Annotated in this window: 14 protein-coding genes; 9 read left to right on the top strand and 5 right to left on the bottom strand. The window is 46.9% G+C overall.

The features are described from left to right. Positions 1 to 203 precede the first annotated feature (203 nt). On the top strand, positions 204 to 1,313 hold the full coding sequence (locus B5J94_RS02795; RefSeq protein ID WP_062500737.1) for a metallophosphoesterase: 1,110 nt from the start codon (positions 204 to 206) through the stop codon (positions 1,311 to 1,313). A gap of 60 nt (positions 1,314 to 1,373) precedes the next feature. Here the strand turns inward: B5J94_RS02795 and secA are convergent, their stop codons facing one another. After that, positions 1,374 to 4,253, bottom strand: a complete 2,880-nt coding sequence (gene secA / locus B5J94_RS02790) for a preprotein translocase subunit SecA (protein WP_062500735.1) — start codon at positions 4,251 to 4,253, stop codon at positions 1,374 to 1,376. A gap of 93 nt (positions 4,254 to 4,346) precedes the next feature. Beyond that, positions 4,347 to 5,636, bottom strand: coding sequence for a glutamate-1-semialdehyde 2,1-aminomutase (gene hemL / locus B5J94_RS02785; RefSeq protein ID WP_062500733.1), 1,290 nt, complete (start codon positions 5,634 to 5,636; stop codon positions 4,347 to 4,349). A gap of 325 nt (positions 5,637 to 5,961) precedes the next feature. Here hemL and B5J94_RS02780 point away from each other — a divergent pair, with 325 nt between their 5' ends. After that, entirely contained in the window at positions 5,962 to 6,183 is a 222-nt protein-coding gene (locus tag B5J94_RS02780) for a hypothetical protein (RefSeq protein WP_143821887.1), read from the top strand. Positions 6,184 to 6,404: 221 nt separating this feature from the next. Here B5J94_RS02780 and B5J94_RS02775 read toward each other — a convergent pair whose 3' ends face one another. Then, positions 6,405 to 7,376 (bottom strand): pseudouridine synthase, encoded by a 972-nt coding sequence (locus B5J94_RS02775; protein WP_211271040.1) that lies wholly within the window; start codon positions 7,374 to 7,376, stop codon positions 6,405 to 6,407. 120 nt (positions 7,377 to 7,496) lie between these two features. Here B5J94_RS02775 and B5J94_RS02770 point away from each other — a divergent pair, with 120 nt between their 5' ends. The 5 genes from B5J94_RS02770 (at position 7,497) to B5J94_RS02755 (ending at position 11,267) form a co-directional block, all read left to right on the top strand. Then, entirely contained in the window at positions 7,497 to 7,823 is a 327-nt protein-coding gene (locus B5J94_RS02770) for an ArsR/SmtB family transcription factor (RefSeq protein ID WP_062501500.1), read from the top strand. 135 nt (positions 7,824 to 7,958) lie between these two features. Continuing rightward, entirely contained in the window at positions 7,959 to 8,942 is a 984-nt protein-coding gene (locus tag B5J94_RS02765; protein ID WP_062501498.1) for an LLM class flavin-dependent oxidoreductase, read from the top strand. Between the two features lie 300 nt (positions 8,943 to 9,242). Beyond that, positions 9,243 to 10,376 (top strand): NADH-dependent flavin oxidoreductase, encoded by a 1,134-nt coding sequence (locus B5J94_RS02760; protein WP_062500798.1) that lies wholly within the window; start codon positions 9,243 to 9,245, stop codon positions 10,374 to 10,376. A gap of 78 nt (positions 10,377 to 10,454) precedes the next feature. Then, on the top strand, positions 10,455 to 10,607 hold the full coding sequence (locus B5J94_RS14025; protein WP_156471080.1) for a hypothetical protein: 153 nt from the start codon (positions 10,455 to 10,457) through the stop codon (positions 10,605 to 10,607). A 165-nt stretch (positions 10,608 to 10,772) separates the two neighbouring features. Continuing rightward, positions 10,773 to 11,267, top strand: a complete 495-nt coding sequence (locus B5J94_RS02755; protein WP_062500800.1) for an Rrf2 family transcriptional regulator — start codon at positions 10,773 to 10,775, stop codon at positions 11,265 to 11,267. Positions 11,268 to 11,691: 424 nt separating this feature from the next. Here B5J94_RS02755 and B5J94_RS02745 read toward each other — a convergent pair whose 3' ends face one another. Continuing rightward, on the bottom strand, positions 11,692 to 14,055 hold the full coding sequence (locus tag B5J94_RS02745; protein ID WP_373280033.1) for a helix-hairpin-helix domain-containing protein: 2,364 nt from the start codon (positions 14,053 to 14,055) through the stop codon (positions 11,692 to 11,694). A 135-nt stretch (positions 14,056 to 14,190) separates the two neighbouring features. On the opposite strand from B5J94_RS02745, the gene B5J94_RS02740 reads away from it, so the two are divergent. Together B5J94_RS02740 and B5J94_RS02735 are read left to right on the top strand one after the other, a co-directional pair. After that, complete coding sequence (locus B5J94_RS02740) at positions 14,191 to 15,093, top strand: sulfite exporter TauE/SafE family protein (RefSeq protein ID WP_143821886.1); 903 nt, start codon at positions 14,191 to 14,193, stop codon at positions 15,091 to 15,093. 238 nt (positions 15,094 to 15,331) lie between these two features. Further along, the gene (locus B5J94_RS02735; RefSeq protein WP_062500196.1) at positions 15,332 to 17,260 is read left to right on the top strand and encodes an NAD(P)-binding protein; all 1,929 of its coding nucleotides are present in this window, start codon (positions 15,332 to 15,334) and stop codon (positions 17,258 to 17,260) included. A 76-nt stretch (positions 17,261 to 17,336) separates the two neighbouring features. On the opposite strand, the gene recF is transcribed toward B5J94_RS02735, so the two are convergent. Continuing rightward, the gene (recF, locus tag B5J94_RS02730; RefSeq protein WP_062500198.1) at positions 17,337 to 18,485 is read right to left on the bottom strand and encodes a DNA replication/repair protein RecF; all 1,149 of its coding nucleotides are present in this window, start codon (positions 18,483 to 18,485) and stop codon (positions 17,337 to 17,339) included. Positions 18,486 to 18,489: the final 4 nt, after the last annotated feature.

The following is an 18,489-nucleotide window of genomic DNA, read 5'->3' as shown; positions in this document are numbered from 1 at the left end:
TTTAAAAATCCACAAAAATCAGGGTTTGGAAAGAAGTCTAATATTATAAAATCATCGTATGGCTATGTAAATAGGAATTATTAATAAAATGAGAGTATTTTTTAAATGCTAGTATTTTATTTTTTAAATAATTACGGTTGGGATTTATGACTTGTGTTTTGGGGTGGGTCGGGGTAATATGAATAATTTTTTAAAAATCCACCATGAGACGACTTTTCTTTTTAGCCACGACCATTTTACTCATTGAGCTGTTTACTTACATCGGAGCGAAGGGCATTTTTTGGCTTATCAAACCTTATCTGCCCAATGCCAAAACGGCGGTGTTTGCGGGCATGTTTGTCATCACGCATTTGTTTTTGGTTACGCTGTTTGTGGGCATGTTTCGCTTTGGTATGGGTTATATGGCGGTGTTATGGCTTGGCGTGCTAAGTATCATCATGACCACACTGCTTGTGTTTGCCATAAAGCACATCCCATCTTTTGGTGCCATCATGGGTGGGGTAGATGGTGTGATGGTGCGTGTGTTTGGTGTGGCGAGCTTTGCAGGACTGGTCGGCTTGTCCGTTTATAATGCTTATACGCCTGTGGTGCGACATTTATCCATACAAATTGACAAACCGATGAACCCTGTGAGAGTGGCTGTGGCGAGCGACACCCATTTGGGCTACTTGGTCGGCAGTCGCCAGCTCAATCGTTTGGCGGATATTTTAAGACGTGAAAAAGCGGACATGCTACTCATGCCGGGGGACATCATGGACGATGACACGCACGTTTATCATGGCGAAAAGATGCACACCGCTTTTGACAACCTAGTCGCTTCGGTCAATGGCAATCTCATCGCCAGCCTTGGCAATCATGACCTATACAACGCCAAAGAACGCCACGCCATCGTACAAGCGGTGCGTGATAGTGGAGCGATACTGCTTGATGACACCGCCCAAACGTTTGTCATCAATGGCACACCGATGACGATTATCGGGCGGTATGATGACCATTATGCCGACCGCTTGCCCACGCACGAGCTGATGCATGGCGTGGATACTCGCCACCCTGTGATATTACTTGACCACCGACCAAGCCAGATTGACCAAAATACAGAGCTGCCCATTGACCTGCAAGTGTCGGGGCATACCCATAACGGGCAAGTTTTCCCTGCCAATTTTATCGTCAAAGCCATTAACCGCGTGGCATACGGACACGAAAAAATCAACGGCACGCATGTGGTGGTGTCATCAGGCTATGGCTTTTGGGGCGTGCCGTTTCGCTTGGGTTCACAAGCAGAAGTGTGGGTGATTGATATGCGTGGTAAATGAGAGTTTAAAACAAAAAGGGCATGACGCCCTTTTTTAATGATTGCCTTTAAGTGTTAAATGCTAAATCTTACCATGACATTGTTTATACTTTAAGCCACTGCCACAGGGGCAGGGGGCGTTACGGTTGATGTTGGCAGGGATAAAGACATCATCGGTGTTTTGGGTTTCTGCGGTGTCGCCCACATCTGTCATGCTTTGGTTGGTGTCCATGCTGGTATTAGTGTTGGTATTGGCATGACCGTTTGGCATAAGATTTGGCATGGACGGTACGGCACCGCCTAGACTGACCGTGATACGCTGGACATTTTGGGTGGCTCGTGGGCGACTCTCATCGGTGGCAATCTCACCTTCTAACCCCATGTCATTATGCTCAAAATGCAGTCGCATCATCTCGGCTTGACGGCGACGCTCTTCTTCCATTTGGGCAATCTCTTCTGGGGTGGCGATATGCACCCGTGCCAAGTCCTGCACCACGTCTGATTTAATCGCCCCAAGCATGGACTGGAACAAATCAAAAGATTCACGCTTATACTCTTGCTCGGGATTCTTTTGGGCGTAGCTACGCAAATGAATGCCTTTACGCAACTGATCCATTTGGGTCAAATGCTCTTTCCAGTGGCGGTCAAGGTTGCGGAGCATAAAATCACGCTCCAATCGGGCAGCGTTTTGTTCGCCCATGGACTCACGTTTTTTCTGATAATGAGTAATGGCAAACTCAATAATCTTAGCACGCAAACCCTCTTCATCGAGACGGCGGTCAGCGTCCAGCCAGTCATTAATCGGCATATAATAGCCAAAGGCGTCCTCAATCTCATCTTCTAGCCCGTCAATGTTCCACTGGCCATCGACCGAACCTACTGGCACGAACTGCGTGATAAGGGCGTTATACACCTCATGGTGCATGGCTTTGATAGACTCTTGTAAATCAATCTCTTCTAGCAAATCATCACGCTGTCCATAGATGACCTTACGCTGTTCGTTGGCGACATCATCGTATTTTAGCAGGCTTTTGCGAGCATCAAAATCACGAGCTTCTACCTTGCCCTGTGCGTTCTCAATCGAGCGAGACACCATTTTATGTTCAATGGCTTCATCCTCTTTTAGCCCCATGGCACGCATCATTGACACCACACGGTCGCCTGCAAAAATCCGCATCAAGTCATCTTCTAGTGATAAGAAAAAGCGAGACTGACCGGGGTCGCCTTGTCGCCCTGCACGCCCACGTAACTGGTTGTCGATACGGCGTGATTCGTGGCGTTCAGAGCCGATGATGTGTAGACCCCCTGCCGCTTTGACCGCCTCGTTACGAGCTTGCCATTGGCTTTGTAACTCGCTCTTTTGGGCATCGGTGAGTGCGTCCAAATCCTCTATCTCTGCCTGCCAGTTACCGCCTAGGATAATATCCGTACCACGCCCTGCCATGTTGGTGGCAATGGTTACCGCAGACGGTCTGCCTGCTTGGGCGATGATTTCGGCTTCTCGCTCGTGCTGTTTGGCGTTTAGGACGTTATGTTTAATGCCAGCTTGGTCAAGCAAATACGACAGCTCCTCACTCGCCTCAATGGTTGCCGTACCGACCAGTACAGGGGCTCCTTTGGCAGTAATCTCACGAATCTCACGGATAATGCCTTGATATTTACCCAATTTGGATAAGAAAATTTGGTCGTTCAAATCCACACGAGCAATCGGACGGTGCGTGGGAATGATGACCACATCAATGTCATAAGTGGATTTAAACTCCGCCGCTTCGGTGTCTGCCGTCCCTGTCATGCCAGAGAGCTTGTCATACAGACGAAAATAGTTTTGGAACGTGGTGGTTGCCATGGTTTGGTTTTCGGCTTGAATCTCCACGCCCTCTTTGGCCTCTACCGCTTGGTGTAGCCCCTCACTCCAACGTCTGCCCGGCATGGTACGCCCCGTGTTTTCGTCCACGATGACAATCTCGTTATCCTCAGAGATGATATAATGCACGTTTTTGATGAACAGATGATGAGCTCTAATCGCCGCTTGCACATGAGCGAGCAGGGGCAAGCGGGCAGGGCTGTACAGGCTTTCTTTTTCGCCAAGCTCGCCCACTTCTATCAAAAATTTCTCAATTTTCTCATAGCCTTTTTCGCTAATCTCAATGGCTCGGTTTTTCTCATCAATCCAAAAATCCTCCGCCACGTTGTTTTTATTATCCTCTTCGTTGTCGGATTTTTTTAGGCGGGGAATGATGTTATTAATCAAGGCATACAGATGAGCCGAGTCCTCGGCCTGCCCTGAGATGATGAGCGGTGTACGAGCTTCGTCAATCAAAATACTATCAATCTCATCGATGATACAGTAATTAAGCGGACGCTGTTTTTTCTCATCTTTGCTAAACACCATGTTATCACGAAGATAATCAAAACCGTATTCGTTGTTGGTGCCATAAGTGATGTCGGCACGGTAAGCATCAAATTTCTCATGGGGAGGCTGTTGGCTATAAATCACGCCCACCGTCAGCCCCAAGAAACTAAACAGTCCACGGTTTAGCTCGGCATCACGCCCTGCCAGATAGTCGTTCACTGTTACAACGTGTACGCCCTTGCCACTGATGGCATTTAGGTACATGGCAAGGGTTGCCATTAAGGTCTTACCCTCGCCCGTTTTCATCTCGGCAATCTTACCCTCGTGCAAGGTCATGCCACCGATGAGCTGAACGTCATAGTGTCTCATGCCGTTCACACGTTTGGACGCTTCACGGCACACGGCAAACGCTTCGGGCAAGAGCTTATCAAGGCTCTCGCCATTGGCATGACGGCTTTTAAACTCATCGGTTTTTTGGCGTAGCTCATCATCAGACAGTGCCGAGATTGTGGGTTCAAGGGCGTTAATCTTGTCCACAACCTTATGCATACGCTTTAATTCACGTTCGTTTTTGGTGCCGAATACAGCACTGATGGCTTTTGTTAGCATGGTTTTTTCCAAATTGCACAGGGCAAAAATATTTTATAACAGCAATTTTAATTAGCAATACAATCAAATTATATGGTAGTCAATTTTAAAAAATCAACCAATCAGCTCACCAAATGCCTTATCTGCACAAACAAGTGTCCGCTCAATGTCATCATCGGTGTGGGCAATAGACATAAAGGCAGCTTCAAAGGCAGATGGGGCAAGATAGACACCCTGTTCTAGCATGGCATGAAAAAACTGATTAAAACGCTTGGTGTCGGCGTGTGCCACATCATCAAAGTTTTTGGGTAACTCTTTGCTAAAAAACAGCCCAAACATACCGCCCACATAACAACTTGAAAAGTCTATGCCATGTTTATCCGCCAGTTTTTGTAAGCCATTGACCAATTTGGCGGTTTTGGCGGTTAATTGTTCATAAAAATCCGGACGGGTTAATTCATCAAACATTGCCTTACCTGCACGCATGGCCAAAGGGTTGCCTGAGAGCGTTCCTGCTTGATACACACCACCTAAGGGGGCGATACATTCCATGATTTCCCGTTTACCACCAAATGCTCCCACGGGCAAGCCTGCCCCGATGATTTTGCCAAAGGTGCTAAGGTCTGGGGTGATGCCAAAATGATGACTTGCCCCTTTTAGTCCCACACGAAAGCCCGTCATTACTTCATCAAAAATCAACACCGCCCCGTGCTTGGTGCAAAGCTCACGCAGGGTGTTATGAAATTCTTGGCTTGGGATAACCATGTTCATGTTGCCCGCTATCGGCTCTAAAATCACGCATGCAAATTCATCACCAAATTTGTCAAAGGCAGATTGTAGTGCTTGGGTGTCATTATAAGGTAGAGTAATGGTATGTTTGGCAAAGTCGGCAGGCACGCCTTTTGATGTCGGCTCACCAATGTCTAGCATACCAGAACCCGCCTTGACAAGTAGGCTATCTGAATGCCCATGATAGCACCCCTCAAATTTGACAATCTTGTCTCGCCCTGTGTAGCCACGAGCCAGACGAATGGCACTCATGGTAGCTTCTGTGCCTGATGACACCATACGAATGAGTTCAATGTGTGGCATGATATCGGCAATCAAATCCGCCATCGTCGTCTCAAAGGGCGTGGGAGCCCCAAAAGACAAGCCGTCATCACAGGCGAGCTTTACCGCATCAATGACCTTGGGGTGAGCATGTCCCAAAATCATCGGCCCCCACGAACCCACATAATCAATGTACTCACGCCCTTCGGTGTCGTACATATACGCACCCTTGGCACGGCTCACGAACACAGGCGTACCGCCCACCCCTACAAAGGCACGGACAGGCGAGTTTACGCCCCCTGGGATATGGCGTTTGGCTTTTTCAAATAAGACTTGGTCGGCGGTAAGTGTCATGGCAGTTCCTATATTATTAGTAAAAAGAAAATGAATAAATCAGTCTATTTTATCATTTTTTGGCGTGGCTGTCTGATTTGATTTTGCTTGATGGATGTTTGGTAAGAGATTGGAAATATTCATTCGTATTGTTAAAAATAGAAATTTACAAAAATACTCATGAATTTTACACAAAAATGCTATTTTTTATTTAAATTTTTCAAAAAAACCGATATAATAGTACAACAAATAACACAAAAAATATTTATCGTAATATTTATTTACACAAAATTACAATAAATTGAGCAAAAAGCAAACATCAGTACCACGGAGATTTGACATGGTCATGAGCATGAACCCCAATGATTTTGTCAATGAGAAATCAGTTGCCCCCATGAACGACAACAAACACCCAGCCAAGCAAGAGCTTGACATGCTGACCGTCCACAATATGGACGACAAAGAGCAAGGCTCGCCCCTTGTGGCGTTTTTAAAAAAACACCAAACCTTTTTAATACTCCAATGTGTGCTACTCATTTTGCTTGGGGTAAGTTTTTTGTTTTGGTGATTTAACACTAGCAAATCTATCCAACCCTGCCCAGCCGCAGGGTTTTTTATGGGGCGTGCCCACCCTTTATATTTGCAATGAAAAATAGGGGAAATCGCACGTTTTTCAAGGAAAATCCCGCAGTTGATATTGAAATATCAACAAGGATTTTGACGTAGAAAAACAAGATTTAGCCATTTTTCATGCAAAAACAACCATTTACCCCACACATTTTCAAAGTTTCACTCGTGTTGTAAAGGGCAGGCACGCCCCAAATCTAAATTTTGCCTTGATGTAAACTCCCACCGCTCGCCTGTGATAGGGTCATTAAATACAAGGTGTTTGGCGAGCAGTTGCAAGGGCTTGGTAAAGTCATCTTTGGGCTTGTGGCGAACAGTCGGATAATACGGGTCGTGGCAAATAGGTATGCCAAGATGGTTTAGATGAACTCTAAGCTGATGAAGTTTGCCGGTCGTGGGGCGAAGTTCGTACTTGGCAAGGTCGCCTTTGACCGCCAAAATATCAATGTGCGTGTGGGTATTGGCAGACTTGTCGGCATTGACACGCATGACATAAAACGGCTCGCCACGCTCCAAATGCAGGCGAATATCCATCGGCATTGTTAAGTTATGATTAACAATGCCGATGGCATGATACACTTTGGTGATGGCATGATACACTTTGGTGATGGCATGATGAGCAAATAAGGCTTGGTACTGATGGCGTGTGGCGACATTTTTACTGATGAGAATGAGCCCTGCCGTCTCTCTGTCTAGCCTGTGAATGGGAGATAAATCGGCATTGCCCGTATCGGCTTTTAGGCGAGTAAGCAGGGTCTGCTTGACATAACTGCCCGATGGTGTTACCGCCAAAAAATGGGGCTTATCCACTACCATAAACTCATCATTTTCAAAGAGTATGTGATAATCAAACGGCACGGCAATCTCATCTTGTAGGGTTCGATAATAATAAATCGTTCGCCCATGCACATAGGGTGTCTCTGCCATCAAAGGGGTAACACCGCCTGTCATCTCGCCCCCAATATCGCCCCAAATATCACCACCATCAAAGCGTGTCTGCCACTCATCAGGGCTGATGTGGGGGAATTTTTGGCATAAAAAAGCCAGTAAGCTCTCGGGCTGATTGTTTAATTTTTCTAAATAAATACGGCTTGGAGAAATGCCGTCTTTCATGGGCGGTGTGGTATGGGACATGGCGTGATTTTTAAATGGCTTTGTTTAATGCCATTTTATCATATTTATGATAGTGCGACCCTCTTGACATATCTAAATTTATAGATATAATGATGTATTATTTTTAGATTATTTGTATTCATGAAATCCACCGACATTTTTAAAGTGCTTGCCAACGATGTCCGCTATCAGATTTTGCTGTGGCTCAAAGACCCTACCACGCATTTTGGGGCGGACGCTTTACGCTGCGCAGAGACGGGTTTTGACGGTGGGATTTGTGTGGGTGTGATTGCCGACAAATCAGGGCTTGCCCAATCGGTGATTTCAAGTTATCTAGGTAGCCTACAACAAACAGGGCTAATAGAGAGCAAACGCCTTGGCAAATGGACGTATTACCGCTACTGCCCAAGCGGTGTGGACGGCTTTATCCGCCAAGTGCGTGATGAGATTGGCGGGTTGTCTGATTAACATAATTTGCCCTTTGTGGTGCGTTGATAATCGAGCAAATGCAATTCGCCCCCGCCTATCCATTTAATCAAATAACACCCAAAAATTTTGCCAAAACATATCTAAATTTTTATAAATGTAAAAGCGAGAAAACCCATGACCGACTTATCTATTTTAAACCTTGCTCCCTTACGAGACGGCGAGACGTTCAATGATGCCATTGACAACCTTGTGGGCTTGGCACAGCTTGCCGAACGCACAGGCTACACTCGCTACTGGATTGCCGAACATCACAATATGCCCTATCTGGCAAGCTCCGCCACAAGCCTTTTAATCCAACGTGTGCTTGACAAAACAAGCACAATCCGAGTCGGCTCGGGTGGTGTCATGCTCCCCAACCATTCGCCCTTTGTCGTTGCCGAGCAGTACGGCACACTGGCAAGCCTATACCCCAACCGTGTGGATTTAGGGCTTGGGCGAGCCCCTGGTACAGACCCTGCCACCGCACGAGCCATTCGCCGTCATCAGGACGATTTTGCGATGAGTTTTCCAAGCGACATTAAAGAGTTGCAGTTTTATTTTGGCAATGACGACAGCGACAAAGTGCGAGCTTACCCTGCCAAAGGGCTAAACGTGCCACTTTATATCTTGGGTTCTAGCCCCGAGAGTGCGTATTTGGCAGGGGAGCTGGGCTTGCCTTATGCGTTTGCTTCCCATTTTGCCCCACGGTTTTTGGTGCAGGCGGTGGAGATTTACCGCAGAGAATTTAAGCCGTCTGACGTACTAGACAAACCCAAAGTCATCGTAGGACTAAATGCCATTGTTGCCGATACCGACAGTGAAGCCCAGCTCCTCTCCACCACCAGTTTGCAGTTTTTCTTGAACGTGGTAACGGGCGAACGCTCAGGCATGAAACCGCCTGCCCCTGACATCGAGAGCCGTATTCCACCGCATATCCTATCCATGGCAAAGAGCATGACGGCGTGTAGCGTGATTGGTTCGCCACAGACGGTCAAAGCCCAATTAGAGCAACTACAAAGCCAAGTCAATACCGATGAATTTATGGCGGTAAGCTACATTTATGACAAAGACAAGCAGGCTCGCTCGTATGAGCTACTTGCTGATGTGGCAAAAGGTTGACTTGATGTTTTAATGGCGTATTGGAAATCATATTTACCCAAAAACCTGCCCAAAAGTAGGATAGATTAACAATAGCATATTGTTTTACTATGGTTAAAGAGCCTAAAACTTGATGCGTTTACAAGGGCGAATGTGATTCGCCCCTACCGTCCAATTTAACAATAGACTTCTTTCCAAACCCTGATTTTTATGGATTTTTAAAAACTTCAACCCCAATACTTATAAGGGTTTATTTTTAGTTTGGAAAGAGATTTAATACCAATTTAGCAATCAACCCTTTTTATTTTAAAGAGAAAATTTATGACTGATACAACCCCACTTTTTACTCCGTTTACCCTAAATAATGGCGTGGAGATAAAAAACCGCCTTGTCGTTGCTCCAATGACCCACTATGCGTCCAATGCTGACGGCACATTGTCCGATGAAGAGCGGGCATTTTTGACAGGACGGTCGGACGATTTTGGCTTATTTATCACAGCGGCGACTTTGGTACACCCAAGCGGTAAAGCCTTTGTCGGGCAACCGTCTGCTTATGATGAGAGTCATTTGGCAAGCCTAACCGACACCGCCAATATCATCAAAAAAGGTGGTGCAAAGGCGATTTTGCAAATTCATCATGGCGGTTATCAGTCGCTTCCCCAGTTTGGCGAAGTCATCGCCCCGTCTAATATGGACAACGGCAAGCAGTCCGCCCGAGCCATGAGCGTGGACGAGATACAGGCGGTCATCACAGGCTTTGGCGTGGCAACCGACCTAGCGATAAGAGCAGGGTTTGATGGCGTGGAGATTCATGGGGCGAATAATTATCTTATTCAGCAGTTTTTCTCGCCCCAAGCCAACAAGCGAGATGATGAATGGGGTGGAAGCTTGGAGAACCGCTTGCGTTTTCCCAAAGCCGTCATCAAAACGGTCAATGACATCAAAGCCAAACACGGCAAGGCGGAGTTTATCATCGGCTACCGTTTTTCGCCAGAAGAATCAGGCGATGACGGCTTGACGATGGCGGATGCGTTTGATTTGATTGATGCTTTGGTGAATGAGCCACTCCAATACCTGCACGTCTCATTGTGGGATTTTTATAAAAAGGCGAGACGTGGGGCGGACACCAATTTAACCCGCATAGAACAACTCCATGCCCGCATTGGTGGAAAACTGCCACTCATTGGCGTGGGCTGTCTACTCTCTGCTGATGACGTGGTGCGTGCGTATGGCACAGGCTGGGCGGATTTTGTGGCGGTGGGTAAGGCGGTCATGATGAACCCCAATTTTGCCACGCTATTAAAGACAGGCGACACCGACAAAATCGCCACGCACATCGACCCTGAGCGTAACGACATCTACAAAATCCCAAGCCAGCTTTGGGCGTATCAGCAAAAAGGGCTTGCCTATCTACCGCCATTAAAGGGTAAAGAATGGCAACCTTTGGATATGTGATGAGTATATTTCAAAAAGGGCGAAATGATTCACCCAATCTAATTTTTTAATTTTATAAACCCTAACTAGGAGATACCCATGACAAACTCACAAGCGATTGATTTGGACGATTTAAACCTTGATGAGCTGGACTTTGATGCCATGCTTGGCGATTTGGCGGACGTGAGCGTGGTCGGCGGATTTGATGGCGAAAATGATGACGGCTGTGAAGGTGGTGCGTGTAAGATTTGAATTTGATTTTTTAAAAGGGTGGAACATTTCCGCCCTTTAATTTTAGATAATTTGATACATATCAATCACTTACAGAATAAACAAAGCACGAGATTAAAACAAGCAAAAAACAGTAAAACCCCCATAAATTTGTTATAATATTCTTTTAACTTGAAGAATAACAACATGAAACTGACCAATTATAGCGATTATGCTCTACGTTCTTTGATTTATCTGGCGGTAACACCCAAAGATGGCGAGCTTGCCAACATTGACGACATCGCCCAAGCCTATGACATCTCAAAAAGTCATCTCACCAAAATCATTCATCAACTGGGTAAATTGGGCTACATCGAGAGCGTGCGTGGCAAAGGCGGGGGCATTCGCCTAGCCAAAGACCCAAGCGAGATTAACATCGGGCGACTCATTCGCCACACCGAGAGCGATTTTGGCATATTAGAATGCTTAGATGATAACTCTAAAAACACAGACGGTAAAATCAGCTTGGTCAATATCGGCGATGACACCAACAGCTGTGTCATCTCGCCTGCCTGCCGTTTAAAGGGGGTGTTTTATAAAGCCATGCTTGCCTTTGTGGCGGTGCTAGATGGCTATACCCTTGCTGACGTGTTGGTCAATGACAAAGAGCTATTGACACTTTTGGATAAAAACGCCGAATAAGCATTTGTAAGCAAATGCTGACAAAACTTTGCGATTTTTGCGTATTTTCTTATGGGTGCTATTTTGGCATAATACACACATCAGCAAGGAGATGGCAAATGGATAAGCCAACATGGATGAACGCTGATATTATGGACAACCCAATGGAACACCGCAGGTAGCAAAACCCCATGACAAAAGCCACAAATGACCCCCATTTGTGGCTTTGTTTTTACTGTTACACCTAAAAAACTTTAAAATTACTACAAATACCATGATGTGTGGACGTAGGGGCGTGCTGAGCACGCCTTGCACAATAATATCATCAAAAGGTGTGCTCAGCACACCCCTACAAACCCGTGGTAAATATCGAGTTTGTTAGGTGTAGATTTATACACGACAAAACAAAGGCAGGCAACCCCACCTTCATTCTCAATAACCCAAACTATTTAAGCCCCGCCTGTTTCAACAACGCCCCAAAACTCCCCACTTTGGCAGGTTCGTTTTTGGCTTTGTTAAATTCACGTTTTGGCTTATTATTGGGCTTATTGCTTGGCTTGGCGTTTGTTTTGTCTTTAAATGCTTTATCCGATTTGTCAGACTTTGGCACTTCTTTTTTGTCAGGCGATTTCATAGAAAGCCCAATCCGCTTTCTTGGCTCGTCCACCGATAGCACACGCACTTTGACAATGTCTTGGGGCTTGACCACGTCCGCAGGGTCAGCCACAAAACTGTCGGACAGCTCAGAGATATGCACCAATCCGTCTTGGTGTACGCCAATGTCCACAAAACAACCAAACGCAGTTACGTTCGTTACCACGCCTTCTAGCTCCATGCCGATTTGTAAGTGTTTGATTTCACTCACATCATCACGGAATTTGGCGGTTTTAAATTCGCCACGGGGGTCGTGAGCAGGTTTGGCAAGCTCGGCAAGCACCGTGGCAAGCTGACTAAAATTGTCCGTGCTGTCGTTTAGCGATTTGGCAAGGGTTTCATTGCCCAGTACGTCCGACAACGACTTGTCCGCCTTACGCAAAATCTCATACACCAGCCCATAGCTTTCGGGGTGTACGCCTGTTGCGTCCAGTGGCTCGGTGCCGTCTTTGATACGCAAAAATCCTGCCGACTGCTCAAAGGTCTTTACGCCCAAACGTGGCACGGCTTTTAGCTCTTCACGGTTTTTAAATGCTCCATTGGTACGGCGGTAGTTCACGATTTGTTGGGCGACATTTTTGTTGAGTCCTGCAATGTGAGCCAAAATGGCAGGGCTTGCCGTGTTCACGTCCACACCCACCGCATTCACGCAGTCTTCGGTAACTTTGTCAAGGCTTGATTCTAGCTCGGCTTGATTGACATCATGCTGATATTGTCCCACACCGATTGCTTTTGGTTCAACCTTGACAAGCTCGGACAAGGGGTCTTGCAATCGTCTGGCGATAGACACCGCCCCACGCACCGACACATCAAGCTCAGGTAGCTCGCTACTGGCAATCTCACTTGCCGAATACACGCTCGCTCCCGCTTCCGATACCACCACCGCTTTGGCGGATAGGCTGTTCTCGCTAATGACCGCCTTGACAAGCTCATCCGATTCACGGCTTGCTGTGCCGTTGCCAATGGCGACAAGCTCCACACCATAATCAGCGATGAGCTTGGCAATCACCGCCTTTGCCTTGTCGGTCGTGGGGTCGGTAAAGGGGTACACGGTGTCAGTCGCCACGACATCGCCTGTGCTGTCAATCACCGCCATTTTTACGCCATGACGGATACCAGGGTCCACGCCTAGGATAACCTTGCGTCCAGCAGGGGCGGTCATGAGTAGGTGTTTTAGATTTTGGGCAAATACGCCAATGGCGTGCGTTTCAGCGTCCAGTCGTCTCTCGGTCAATAGGCGATGCTCAATCTGTGGTCGCCATTTGGCACTCCATAATCTGTCTGACGTCTCGCTCAAAAACTGCCCACGCTCGTCCGTATCGCTTGCCCCAAAAGTGGTTTTAATTTGAGCGACAAACGGCTCATCTTCGCCAAGCACGGATAGGACAAGCACATTTGCCTGTCTGCCACGAAGCATGGCAAGTAGGCGATGATTGGAGAGCTTGGCAAAGGTTTCGGTATGGTCAAAATAGTCTTTGAATTTCTCGCCTGCCTCTCGTTTTTCTTCGCCCACAAGCTTAGCGTGAATGCTTGCTGTGGCGTTAAAGCCTGCCCGCACCTTGTCAAACAAATCTAAATTCAACGCCCATTCATCAAGGATAATCGCTTGCACGCCTGCTAGTTGTAAATCACGAGTGCTATAATCCACATCAAAGCTCTCGCCTTGCTCATCCGTTACCGTGCTAACAGGCGTGTAGTCCGATAGTGCCGTATCCAAGCTTTCCCCTGCCAAAATCCGCTCGGCAATCGGGCGAAGCCCTGCCAAAGTCGCCTTAGCCGACAAGGTGCGGCGTTTTGGGCGGTAGGGCTCATAAATCGCTTCAAGCTCCAACTTGCTCATGGCGTTTTTGACACGCAGGGTAAGTTCGTCCGTTAGGGCGTTTTGGGCGGTCAAAAGCTCAAGCACCTTGTTACGGCGAACCGCCAAATCCCGTTCGTGCGTTAGGGCTTTTTCTAGGGTACGAAGCATGCCATCATCAAGTCCGCCTGTTTTGTCCTTACGATAACGGGCGATGAATGGCACGCTCGCCCCTTCGTCCAGCAAATCGGCAAAGGCTTGAACCTGCTCGGCACGCACGGCATGGTCTGTGGCAAGTTTTTGGTAGATGGCGGTGTGGTTGATGGGATTAGGGCTTGTGGCTTGGGTATCCATAATATCCTACTTATATGAATGATAAATGTGCTATTATAACAAGTTTTAGGGGTGTTTGATAGGCACAAATCTACACCTGCATTTACCCGTTTTACCTATTTTACTTTTACCTATTTTACCCATTTTGTCAGAAGTGCCATGACCGCCTTTACTCTTATCATCTTAACCTTTATCATCGCCAGTATCTTTCATGGGCTGACAGGCATTGGCGTAACACTCATCGCTACCACCGCTTTGGCAAGTAGCTATCCGATGTCGCACGTTTTGGTGCTGACGGTCATTCCTTGTTTGCTTATCAATTTGGTCGTGTTTTTGGACGGTGGACGGATTGTTTATTATCTTAAAAAGTACTGGCTCCTTGTGCTGACAAGTTTTGTTGGCAGTTTTATTGGCACAAAACTTGTTTTTATCATCGCATCTCATCATCTACTGATTGCGTTAGGGCTACTCATTGTTGGCTATGTCGCCATGCAGTTTGTGGCGATGAGCGTGGGCAAAAATTTTAACCTGCCCAACACCACTCCAAGCCTTGTGATAAGCGGTACGATTGCAGGGGTGTTGGGCGGAGCCACCAACGCCATGTCGCCCCTGCTCGTGATGTATTTGCTCTCCGCTACCGAATACACCGATGACCCAAAAACCGAGCTTATCAAGGCAAGTAACCTATGCTATGTCGTTGGCAAAATCGCCCAGCTTATCGTCTTGTGGCAAGCTCTGACTGCCTTGCCCAAAAATGACTGGCTGATGATTGGTGTGGCGAGTGTGATGTTTTTATATTTGGGGTTTTATTTTCGGGATAAAATATCCCAAGCAATGTTTAAAAAAAATCGTGCTTGTCATTTTGCTGATATTGGGCGTGCGGGCGTTAATAAAGGGATTTGGGGCGTGATTTGCGTTTGTAAGCATATGCTTACAAAACTTTGCGATTTTTGCGTATTTTCTTACAGGCCAACTTTTGACATAATAGACTTCTTTCCAAACCCTGATTTTTGTAGATTTTTAAAAACTTCAACCCCAATACTTACAAGGGTTTATTTTTAGTTTGGAAAGAGATTTAATACACCCATCAGCAAGGAAGACGGCACATGGATATACCACCACGGATGACCGCTGATACATGAACCATGGATGATGGACGGACTACAAAACCCATACGGTAAGCCCTAACGCAAGTTGGGGCTTTATCGTTTTTGAAACTTGCCATTTTTCACTCATCATTTTTTCATTGATTTTTACAAATTTTACGTTAAAATTTGCCTTTTAGACATTTGATATACTCATGACACGACACATCACCCGCCGTGATTTTTTAAACGGCTCAGCCCTACTCATCACTTCCCTTGCCACAGGCACACTAACCGCTTGCAGTGATGATACTCCCACGCCACAGACAGATACACCCAAAGCCAGTGGCAACACCCCACCACCAACCGCCAAGACCAGCTCCAACTATCCGCCCGAACTGACAGGCTTGCGTGGCGACCATGCAGGCAGTTATGATGTCGCTCACGAGATGGCGTGGAAAAAAGCACAGTTTGACGTCTCAGGCGAGAGCGTATCAGAGACGGTAGATTTGGTTGTGGTTGGGGCAGGCATTAGCGGGCTTGCCAGTGTCTATTTTTACCAAAAAAAGTTTCCCAATGCCAAAATCTTAGTATTAGACAATCATGATGACTTTGGTGGTCATGCCAAACGCAATGAGTTTAGTGAAAGCGTTGATGGCAAAGACATCTTTCGCATCAGTTATGGTGGCAGTGAATCCATTGATACTCCAAGCGATTATAGCGATGAAGCCATGGGACTGCTTAATGAGCTTGGCATTGATGTACAAAAATTTTACACCTATTATGACCAAGAATACTTTAAAAACCTAGGCATGAACAAGCAGGGCGTGTTTTTTAATAAAGCCACCTTTGGACAAAGCGTGGTACTGCCCGATGAGCCGAATGCTGACAACGCCACAGAGTTGTTTGCCAAAGCTCCTTTATCAGATACAGACAAAAACGCCCTGATAGAGCTATATACCACCCCCAAAGACTATTTGGGCGACATGGCACCCAGCGAGCGAGAAGACTACCTGCAATCCATCAGTTACGACAAATTTTTAAAAGACCATGTCAAGCTCCCCCAAGGGGCGATGGCGTATATGGAAGAGCTTTGTTTGGAATACTGGGGATTTAACATTGATGGTTTGTCAGCTTATGACGCCTTTTATGAGGGCTATGCAGGACTTGAATTATCAGGGTTAGAAGCCGATGACGATGGCGAGAGCGAGCCTTATATTTTTCACTTTCCTGATGGCAACGCCTCCATCGCTCGCCTACTGGTCAAAAAGATGATACCCACGGTTATCGCTAACCCTGACCACGCCAACGGCAAAAGCGAGATGGAAGCCATCGTGCTAGATAAATTTGACTACACCAAACTTGACACACCCGAGCAATCTGTCAATATCCGCCTAAATGCCACCGCTGTCCAAGTTAAAAACATCGAAACCGACGGCAAAAAGGGCGTGATGATAGGCTACAAAAAGGGCGGTAAGCTCTACCGTGTGAACGCTCATCACTGTATTCTAGCATGTCAGCATGGCATGATACCACTCATCGATAGCGACCTGCCCCAAACCCAAAAGGATGACCACTTACAAAACATCCGTGTGCCAATGATTTATACCAAAATCTTGGTCAAAGACTGGCAAGCCTTTAAAAAACTCGGTGCATGGCAGTTTTACGCCCCCAAAGCCCCTTATTGCCTTATCATGACCGACTATCCTGTGAGCATGGGCGACTATCACTACCCCAAAGACCCAAGTGAACCTATGGTTGTTCATATGGTGCGTATCGCCGTGCCTTATGGCACAGGTAAAGACGTGCGTGAAGCCTGTAAAATCGGACGCTCCGAGCTGTACCGAGCCAGTTATCATGACCTAGAAAAACAAGCCCTTGACCAACTGCGTGAGATGTACGACGTGGCAGGAGAGAATCTTGACGACAAGATTCTTGCCATCACCATCAACCGCTGGGGGCATGGATACAGCTATGAACGCAATGTCTTGTTTGATAAAGATGACATTGCTGAGAAAACACTGGACAGTGTCAAACAAGCTCATGGCAATATCCACATGGCAAACTCTGATGCCGACTGGATGCCTTATGCTGATGGGGCAATAGACCAAGCATGGCGAGCCGTCCAAGAGATTAAGGCGTAAATAGAAGTCTAAATAAAACAAAAGAGCTTGAATATCAAGCTCTTTTTTATCGCTTATGTTATCACACCCTTTTGTTTCACGTGGAACACTCACTATCTGCTGTGATATCACCCTGTTTCACGTGAAACTTTTTAAAGCTCTTTGGCTCATGCAGGGCTGATATTTTTTGGGCGACTATCCTTGCCGTCTCATCTTGTAAGCTGGTTATCATGAGCTGACAAGGCAGCGACAGTAGCGTATCGAGCAGTACATCCATCGCTCCCACATCAAGCTCCGCATCAATGTCATCGACAAGCACCACAGGCTGTATCTGCTGATAGGCACACATCACTTGTAATTGTGAGAGTCTTAGGGCGATGATGAGCAGTTTTTTCTCACCCCGAGAGAGTACATCCACCGCCTGACTTTTGATTTGCCTGCCATCGCCAGACTGCTTTAACATCACCATCACATCAGCACGATGAGCCCCCACGCGGGTATAACCCAGCTCCATGTCAGAGTCCAAACGAGACGCCAACACAGAGAGCAGTCCTACCTTATCATCAAAGCCTGCTTGATAAGACAGATAAATATCGCCTTGATAATGCGGCAGCAGTCGCCCCATCATCTCATCAAAGCACACTTGCCACCGCTCAAAGACCGCCTGCCGACATCGGTGTAGCTTATCTGCGTGATACGCCAGCTGACTGTCCCATGCCCGCACTTCGCCTACTCGCTCACGCACACGGGGCGATTTTAGTAATAAATTTCGCTGTTTGAGCAGTCGCTGATAGGCAAGCCATTCTCCATAAAACTCCTGTTTCACGTGAAACGTCAGCCAGTCCAACATCTGCCGTCTAGCATGACTGCCTTCTTCTAGCACCGCCATGCCACTGGGATCAATGGGCAATACTGGTAAGGCATAAGTCAGCGGACTTTGGGTGGCTACGTTTTGTCCGTTGAGTTTTAATACTGTCGTTGCCAGCTGTCGCTCATCCAGATTTTTTTGCACTGCTAACATGTCAGACCCCGTCATCGCCCACACCGTGCAGGATTTTTGATGATGGCTGATGTAGCGTTTGGGCTCATGATGGCGAAAAGTTTTACCCCGAGACAACAAAAACACCGCCTCTAAAAGCGATGTTTTGCCACTGCCATTACGCCCCACGAACACATTACAGTCAGCGAGTGTCAGACTTATCTGAGCTAGGTTGCGTACGTGAGTGATTTGAAGCTGTGTGATCATGCCC

Origin of the sequence: Moraxella lacunata (genome assembly GCF_002027545.1) — a bacterium.
GTDB lineage: Bacteria > Pseudomonadota > Gammaproteobacteria > Pseudomonadales > Moraxellaceae > Moraxella > Moraxella lacunata.
The sequence above is the reverse complement of the archived record's forward strand: the minus strand, read 5'-3'. Positions and strand labels throughout refer to the sequence as shown.

Bases quoted from the DNA above. Each gene is read 5' to 3' on its own strand.
- hemL (WP_062500733.1), bottom strand. From the start codon at position 5,636: ATGACACTTACCGCCGACCAAGTCTTATTTGAAAAAGCCAAACGCCAT.
- B5J94_RS02770 (WP_062501500.1), top strand. From the start codon at position 7,497: ATGAAATCCACCGACATTTTTAAAGTGCTTGCCAACGATGTCCGCTAT.
- B5J94_RS02740 (WP_143821886.1), top strand. From the start codon at position 14,191: ATGACCGCCTTTACTCTTATCATCTTAACCTTTATCATCGCCAGTATC.
- B5J94_RS02780 (WP_143821887.1), top strand. From the start codon at position 5,962: ATGAGCATGAACCCCAATGATTTTGTCAATGAGAAATCAGTTGCCCCC.
- secA (WP_062500735.1), bottom strand. From the start codon at position 4,253: ATGCTAACAAAAGCCATCAGTGCTGTATTCGGCACCAAAAACGAACGT.
- B5J94_RS02795 (WP_062500737.1), top strand. From the start codon at position 204: ATGAGACGACTTTTCTTTTTAGCCACGACCATTTTACTCATTGAGCTG.
- B5J94_RS14025 (WP_156471080.1), top strand. From the start codon at position 10,455: ATGACAAACTCACAAGCGATTGATTTGGACGATTTAAACCTTGATGAG.
- B5J94_RS02755 (WP_062500800.1), top strand. From the start codon at position 10,773: ATGAAACTGACCAATTATAGCGATTATGCTCTACGTTCTTTGATTTAT.
- B5J94_RS02775 (WP_211271040.1), bottom strand. From the start codon at position 7,376: ATGTCCCATACCACACCGCCCATGAAAGACGGCATTTCTCCAAGCCGT.
- B5J94_RS02735 (WP_062500196.1), top strand. From the start codon at position 15,332: ATGACACGACACATCACCCGCCGTGATTTTTTAAACGGCTCAGCCCTA.
- B5J94_RS02765 (WP_062501498.1), top strand. From the start codon at position 7,959: ATGACCGACTTATCTATTTTAAACCTTGCTCCCTTACGAGACGGCGAG.
- recF (WP_062500198.1), bottom strand. From the start codon at position 18,485: ATGATCACACAGCTTCAAATCACTCACGTACGCAACCTAGCTCAGATA.
- B5J94_RS02760 (WP_062500798.1), top strand. From the start codon at position 9,243: ATGACTGATACAACCCCACTTTTTACTCCGTTTACCCTAAATAATGGC.